At 76.4% G+C, this 7,336-nt stretch carries 5 protein-coding genes; all 5 read left to right on the top strand.

The features are described from left to right. Positions 1-2,395 (top strand): Pls/PosA family non-ribosomal peptide synthetase (locus ACFU6K_RS24940; RefSeq protein ID WP_380666520.1); only part of this gene is annotated, 2,395 nt, incomplete at its 5' end. Between the two features lie 47 nt (positions 2,396-2,442). Further along, positions 2,443-3,768 carry a M1 family metallopeptidase gene (locus ACFU6K_RS24945; protein WP_380666522.1) on the top strand — a complete coding sequence of 442 codons (1,326 nt, stop codon included), beginning with the start codon at positions 2,443-2,445 and terminating at the stop codon, positions 3,766-3,768. Between the two features lie 164 nt (positions 3,769-3,932). Further along, positions 3,933-5,312, top strand: a complete 1,380-nt coding sequence (locus ACFU6K_RS24950) for a serine hydrolase domain-containing protein (RefSeq protein WP_380666524.1) — start codon at positions 3,933-3,935, stop codon at positions 5,310-5,312. Positions 5,313-5,748: 436 nt separating this feature from the next. Beyond that, entirely contained in the window at positions 5,749-6,585 is an 837-nt protein-coding gene (locus ACFU6K_RS24955; RefSeq protein WP_380666526.1) for a GNAT family N-acetyltransferase, read from the top strand. Continuing rightward, positions 6,582-7,336, top strand: a 755-nt coding sequence (locus ACFU6K_RS24960; RefSeq protein ID WP_380666527.1) for a lysophospholipid acyltransferase family protein, incomplete at its 3' end; no start/stop codon positions are given. The genes ACFU6K_RS24955 and ACFU6K_RS24960, both read left to right, overlap by 4 nt.

Raw genomic sequence — 7,336 nt, forward strand, 5'->3', positions numbered from 1 at the left:
GCCCTGGCCGCTGCCCGAGCTGGAGAACGCGGGCCCCGGCGAGGAGCTGTACGGCACCGAGGCCTGGCTGGCCGAGCAGTGGTCGGAGATCCTCGGCGTGCGGGTCGGCGGCCCGCGCGACGACTTCTTCGCGATCGGCGGCGGCAGCCTGGCCGCCGCCCGGCTGACCACCCTGCTGCGCACCCGCTACCCGAGCGCGGCCGTGCTGGACATCTACCAGCACCCGACGCTGCGCAAGCTCGCCCGGCACCTGGAGCGCACCGCCGGCGAGAGCGCCGAGGCCCGTACCGTCGCCCTGGTGCCGACCAGGGCCAAGCTGCTCCAGCTGCTCCTGCTGGTCCCGCTGTTCACCGTGGTCGGCCTGCGCTGGACGGTCGCCCTGCTGGCCGCCGGGAACCTGCTGACCCACCTCGGCGACTTCCCGTGGGCGCCCACCGCCTCCTGGTGGTGGGTCGGCGCGGGTGCGCTCGCGCTGTACACCCCGGCGGGCCGGCTGGCCGTCGCGGCGGGCGGCGCCCGGCTGCTGCTGCGCGGCGTGCGCCCGGGCAGCCACCCGCGCGGCGGCTCCGTCCACCTGCGGCTGTGGACCGCCGAGCGGCTCGCCGAGCTCAGCGGCGCGGACTCGCTGTCCGGCGCCTGGCTGACGCGCTACGCCCGGGCGCTGGGCGCCAAGGTCGGGCCCGAGGTGGACCTGCACTCGCTGCCGCCGGTCACCGGGATGCTGAAGCTGGGCCGCGGCTGCGCGGTCGAGGCCGAGGTGGACCTGTGCGGCTACTGGCTGGACGGCGACCGGCTGCTGATCGGTCAGGTCAAGATCGGCTCCGGTGCCGTGGTCGGCACCCGTTCGACGCTGCTGCCCGGCGCCCGGGTCGGCAAGCGCGCCCAGGTGGCGGCCGGCTCCAGCGTCACCGGGCAGGTGCCGACCGGCCAGCGCTGGGGCGGCGCGCCCGCCGTCAAGCTGGGTCGCGCCGAACGCGCCTGGCCCAAGGAGCGCCCCGTCCGCCGGGCCCGCTGGGCCTCCCTGTACGGCGCCAGCGGTGCCGTGCTCGGCCTGCTCCCGGCGCTGCCGGCGCTCGCCGCGCTGGCGGTGCTGTCCCGGTTCGTCGACCAGGGCGCGGCCCTCGGCCCGGCGCTCGGCGGCGCGCTGCTCGGCCTGCTGCCCGCCACGCTGGCGTTCGGCGCGGTGTACGCGGCGCAGCTGGTGGTGCTGGTCCGCCTGCTGAGCACCGGCCTGGTGCCCGGGACGCACCCGCTGCACGGCCGGGTGGGCTGGCAGGCGTGGACCGTCACCCAGCTGATGGACCGGGCCCGCGAGGTGCTGTTCCCGCTCTACGCCGGGCTGGTCACACCGCTGTGGCTGCGCACCCTCGGGATGCGGGTCGGCCGGGGCGCGGAGGTGTCCACGGTGCTGGCGCTGCCCAGCCTGACCACGGTCGGCGACGGCGCGTTCCTGGCCGACGACACCCTGATGGCCCCGTACGAGCTGGGCGGCGGCTGGGTGCGGCTCGGCGAGGCGAAGGTCGGCGAGCGGGCGTTCCTCGGCAACTCGGGGATGACCGCGCCGGGCCGTTCGGTGCCCAAGCGCGGCCTGGTGGGCGTGCTGTCGGCGACGCCCGCGAAGGCGAAGAAGGGCGGCTCGTACCTGGGCATGCCGCCGATGCGGCTGCCGCGCTCGGCGGACCTGGCCGACCAGAGCCTGACCTACGAGCCGCCGGCCCGGCTGCTGTGGGCGCGCGGCCTGGTCGAGGTAACCCGGCTGGTGCCGGTGCTGGCCTCGGGAGCGCTGGGCCTGCTGACCGCGGCGGCGTTGTCCTGGCTGGCGGCCGGCTCGCCGCTGACCGCCGCGCTGCTGTCGGGCCTGGTGCTGCTGGCGGCCGGCGCGCTGGCCTGCCTGGTCTCGGCGGCCGCCAAGTGGCTGCTGGTCGGGCGGTTCCGGGCGGTGGAGCACCCGCTGTGGAGCGGCTTCGTGTGGCGCAACGAGCTGGCGGACACCTTCGTGGAGATGCTGGCGGTGCCGTGGCTGGTCGGCGCGGTGCCGGGCACCCCGGTGCTGAACCTGTGGCTGCGCTCGATCGGCGCGCACGTCGGGCACGGGGTCTGGTGCGAGAGCTACTGGCTGCCGGAGGCGGACCTGGTCACCCTCGGCGACGGGGTCACCGTCAACCGGGGCTGCGTGGTGCAGACGCACCTCTTCCACGACCGGATCATGCGGATGGATACTGTGGTCCTCCGCGAGGGCGCCACCCTGGGCCCGGGCGGCATCGTGCTGCCCGGCAGCACGGTGGGCGCGCGCAGCACGCTGGGCCCGGCCTCGCTGGTGATGCGCGCCGAGTCCGTCCCCGCCGACACGCGGTGGCTGGGCAACCCGATCGAGGCGTGGCAGAGCACGCCGTGACCACCTCCCCGTCCCCCCGTCCCGGCCCGCAGGAAGCGCACGTCCCCGTGAAGCCCAAGCACGTCCCCGCGGCCGCCGGCGCCCCGGACCCGTACTTCCCGAACAGCGGCGACCACCGCTACCGGGTGCACCGCTACGAGCTGGCGCTGGACTACCGGCCCGGGCCCAACCGGCTGGCCGGCTCGGCCCGGCTGAGCGCGGTGGCGGACGCGGCGCTGGCGGAGTTCGCGCTCGACCTGGCGGAGTTCCGGATCGGCCGGGTGCTGGTCGACGGCAAGGCCGCCCGCTACACCCACCGCGGCGGCAAGCTGCGGATCCGCCCCGCCAGGGCGCTCGCGCCGGGCGCGGCGTTCACCGTCGAGGTGCACTACGCGGGCAACCCGCGCCCGGTGCGCAGCCCGTGGGGCGGCCTGGGCTGGGAGGAGCTGACCGAGGGCGCGCTGGTGGCGAGCCAGCCGGTCGGAGCGCCGTCCTGGTTCCCGTGCAACGACCGCCCCGCCGACAAGGCGACCTACCAGCTGGCGGTCACCACGCCGTCCCCGTTCACGGTGGTGGCGAGCGGCCGGCTGCTGACCCGCACCACCCGGGCGTCCAGCACCACCTGGGTGTACGAGCAGAGCGCGCCGACCCCGACGTACCTGGTGACGGTGTCGATCGGGCACTACCGGCCGGTGCCGCTGGCGGTGCGCCCGGCGGTGCCGCAGACCGGCTACGTGCCGGAGCGACTGGCGGGCGCGTTCGCCCGGGACTTCGCCCGGCAGCCGGAGATGGCGGCCTACTTCGGCGAGGTCTTCGGCCCGTACCCGTTCGGCGAGTACGCGGTGGTCGTCGCGGACGAGGAGCTGGACGTCCCGGTGGAGGCGCAGGGCGTCGCCACCTTCGGCACCAACCACCTCGGCGGCGGCTGGGAACGCGAGCGGCTGATCGCCCACGAGCTGGCCCACCAGTGGTTCGGCAACAGCGTCACCATCGCCGACTGGCGGCACATCTGGCTCAACGAGGGCTTCGCCAAGTACGCGGAGTGGCTCTGGTCCGAGCACGCCGGCGGCCCGGGCGCGGCCGTGCACGCCGCCGCCGCGCACCGGCTGCTGGCCGGGCTGCCGCAGGACCTGACGCTCGGCGACCCGGGCCTCAGGCTGATGTTCGACGACCGGCTGTACCAGCGCGGCGGGCTGGTGGTGCACGCGCTGCGGCGGGCGCTCGGCGAGGACGCGTTCTTCGCGATGCTGCGCGACTGGACGGGCGCCAACCGGCACGGCGTGGTCGCCACCGCCGACCTGCGCGCGCACGCCGCCCGGTACACCGCCGCACCGCTCGGCCCGCTCTTCGAGGCCTGGCTGGAGCGGCCGGAACTGCCGCCGCTGCCGGGCTGATCCGGTCACCGGGCCCGGCCTGATCCGGCGCCCGGGCGCGGGCGCGGGCGGTCCCCGGGCCCGTGCGCGGGCGGTCACGGGGCCCGGGCGCGGGGTTATTGGGTCGGCGTCGCGACCGGTCTGGACTACTGTCCGTGCACATGTCGATGAGTCCAGAAGCCCACATGACCGACCTCCCCTCCGAGCTGCTGCCCGCCACCCGCCGCGCCCTGCTGCACCGGCTCGCCGTCGCCCAGTCCGAGGGGCGCACGCCCTCGATGGTCGCCGGCGTGCTGCGCGACGGACGGCCGGTGTGGAGCGGCGCCCGCAGCATGGTCGACGGGCACGCGCCGACCCCGGACGTCCAGTACCGGATCGGCTCGCTCACCAAGACCTTCGTCGCCGTGCTGGTGCTGCGGCTGCGCGACGAGGGCCTGCTCGACCTCGCCGACCCGCTCTCCCGCCACCTGCCCGGCACCCCCGCCGACGACGCCACCGTCGCCCAACTGCTCGCGCACTCCTCCGGCCTGACCGCCGAGACCCCCGGCCCGTGGTGGGAGCGGACCGAGGGCTCGCTGCGGCCCGGCCTCGACGACGTCCTGGAGGCCGACCGGCCGCTGAAGCACCCGGCCGGGCGGGTGCACCATTACTCCAACCCCGGCTACGCGCTGCTCGGCGCCCTGGTCGCGAAGCTGCGCGGGGAGCCCTGGGGCGAGGTGCTGCGCCGCGAGGTGCTGGCCCCGCTCGGCATGGACCGCACCACGCTGCTGCCCGAGCACCCGCACGCCGGGGGTTTCGCCGTCCACCCCTGGGCCGACGTCATGCTGCCCGAGCCGCTCACCGACACCGGCCTGATGGCGCCGGCCGGCCAACTCTGGTCCACCGTCGCCGACCTGGCCCGCTGGGCGGCCTTCCTGACGGCCGGCGACGACAAGGTGCTGTCCGCCGACACCGTCGCCGAGATGCGCCGCCCGGCCGTCGCCCCGGACGACGCCGAGTGGACCAGCGGCTACGGCCTCGGCCTGCAACTGCGCCGCGACGAGAGCCGGCTGCTGTACGGGCACACCGGCTCGATGCCCGGCTTCACCGCGGGCCTGTGGATCAGCGAGGCCGACGGCCTGGCCGCGTACGCCCTCTCCAACGCCACCAGCGGCGCCAGCGCCGCGTCGCTGGCCGCCGAGTTGATCGCGCTCACCGCCGAACTGGAGCCCCGGCTCCCCGAACCGTGGCGCCCGCTGGCCGAGGTGGACACGGAGCTGCTGGAGCTCACCGGCCCCTGGTACTGGGGCGCCGCCCCGGCCGCCCTGCGGCTGCGGCCCGGGCGGGTGCTGGAACTCACCCCGCTCACCGGCCGCGGCCGGGGCTCGCGCTTCCGGCCCGAGCCGGACGGCACCTGGACCGGTGTGGAGAACTACTACGCGGGCGAGACCCTGCGGGTGGTCCGCCACCCCGACGGCACGCCCAGCCACCTCGACGTCGGCTCCTTCGTCTACACCCGCGAGCCGTACGGCCCGGCCGGCGCCGTCCCGGGCGGGGTCGACCCGGAGGGCTGGCGGGCGTTCTGAGCGGCGCGGCGCGGTCGTCGCGGCAGCGGTGCGGCGCAATCGCCGAGGCAGCGGCGCGGCGCGTCGCGATCATCGCGGCAGCGACGTGACGAGTGCGGCGTGACGGCGCGATCGTGACGGAAGCGGCGTGACAGCAGCCGCGTGACGACCGCGGGGTCGCGACAACGGGGGCGTGCGGTGCGGCCGTACGCCCCCGTGGCGCGTGTTGTCCACCCCCCGCGAACGAGCGCCCGGTGCCGGGCAGATGACCGCCGGGCCACGGGTGGTCCCATTCAACAGGTGCACATCTGCGCTCCCCCGGGCCGCAACATAAATGCCAACCGATTCGGAGAGAAACACGGGGACCGGTTCGCGTCCATGCCCAACCGCCTGCGGACCGGGACGGTGCCCTGGTGATCCACGGCACCGCCGATCGTGCTGCCCTGGAGGGTCCGCCATGACCACCGTCCCCACGTACGCTCCGTCCGCAGTCGCCACCACCCACGACGCCCCGGCGGTCCCCGCGCCCCGCCCCCACCAGCCCGCCGCCCCGGCCGCGTACACCGTCTCCCTCGCCCGCGACGAGGACGACGTGCGCGCCGCCCAGCGGCTGCGCCACCAGGTCTTCGGCACCGAGCTGGGCGCCGAACTGCACAGCCCGGTCGCGGGCCTGGACGTCGACCCGTTCGACGAGTACTGCGACCACCTGCTGGTCCGCGAGGGCGAGCAGGGCGCCGTCGTCGGCACCTACCGGCTGCTGCGCCCCGAGGCCGCCCGCCGGGCCGGACGGCTGTACTCCGACGGCGAGTTCGACCTCTCCGCGCTCGCTCCGGTCCGCCCCGGCCTGGTCGAGCTCGGGCGCTCCTGCATCCACCCGGACCACCGGGGCAACGGCGCCGTCATCAACCTGATGTGGGGCGGCATCGCGCGCTACCTGGCCGACACCGGCAACACCTGGGTCGGCGGCTGCTGCTCGATCGAGCTGGCGGACGGCGGCGCCACCGCGGCCCGGGTCTGGGACACCGTCAGCGCCAAGCACCTGGCGCCCGAGGAGTACCGGGTCACCCCGCACCGTCCCTGGGACGCCACCGGGGTGGCGCGCGCCGAGCGGGGCGCGCTGCCGGCCCTGCTCCGCGGCTACCTGCGGCTCGGCGCCTGGGTCTGCGGCGAGCCCGCGTACGACCCGGACTTCGACTGCGCCGACCTGTACGTGCTGCTCTCGCTGGAGCGCACCGACCCGCGCTACCTGCGGCACTTCCTGTCCGGCGTACCCGCCTCGGGCGCCTCGTCATGAGCGTCTGGCTGCCCACCGCGACCTGCCGGCCCGAGACCTGCCTGGCCGACGCCCCGCCGGAGGTCTCCCACCCCCGGCGGGCGCTGCGGCTGACGGCCTGTCTGGCGGCGGTGCTGGCCGGGGTCGTGCTCCTCCTGCCGGTCCGGCTGTTCCCGGACCGCGCCCGGAACCGGCTGGTCCGGCTCTGGGCCCGGGTCGTGCTGCGCACCCTCGGGGTGACGGTCCACCTCGCCGGGCCCGACGGCTGGGGGCCCGGCGCGGACGGCGGGGTGCTGGTGGTCGCCAACCACGTGTCCTGGCTGGACATACCGCTGCTCGCCGCCGGGCGGCCCGGCCGGTCGCTGGCCAAGACCGAGGTCCGGAAGTGGCCGGTGCTCGGACCGCTGATCGCCTGGGGCGGCACCGTCTTCCTGGACCGCGACCGGCTGCGGACGCTGCCGGACACCGTCGCGACGGTGGCCGAGGTGCTGCGCTCCGGCCACCCGGTGATCGTCTTCCCGGAGGGGTCGACCTGGTGCGGGCGGGAGAGCGGCCGGTTCCGGCCCGCGCTGTTCCAGGCGGCGGTGGAGGCGGGCGCCGACGTCCAGCCGGTGACGATCCGCTACCGGCTGGCGGACGGGCGGCCGACCAGCGTGCCCGCCTTCATCGGGGACGACGGGCTGCTCACCTCGCTCGCCCGGGTGGTCGCGGCCCGCGGGCTGGTCGCCGACGTGACCTTCCTGCCGCCGATACCGCCGCCCGGGCCCCGGCC

It is taken from the genome of Kitasatospora sp. NPDC057512 (genome assembly GCF_042802135.1).
GTDB lineage: Bacteria > Actinomycetota > Actinomycetes > Streptomycetales > Streptomycetaceae > Kitasatospora.

Coding starts and splice junctions, on each gene's coding strand:
- ACFU6K_RS24950 (WP_380666524.1), top strand. CDS start 3,933: ATGACCGACCTCCCCTCCGAGCTGCTGCCCGCCACCCGCCGCGCCCTG.
- ACFU6K_RS24955 (WP_380666526.1), top strand. CDS start 5,749: ATGACCACCGTCCCCACGTACGCTCCGTCCGCAGTCGCCACCACCCAC.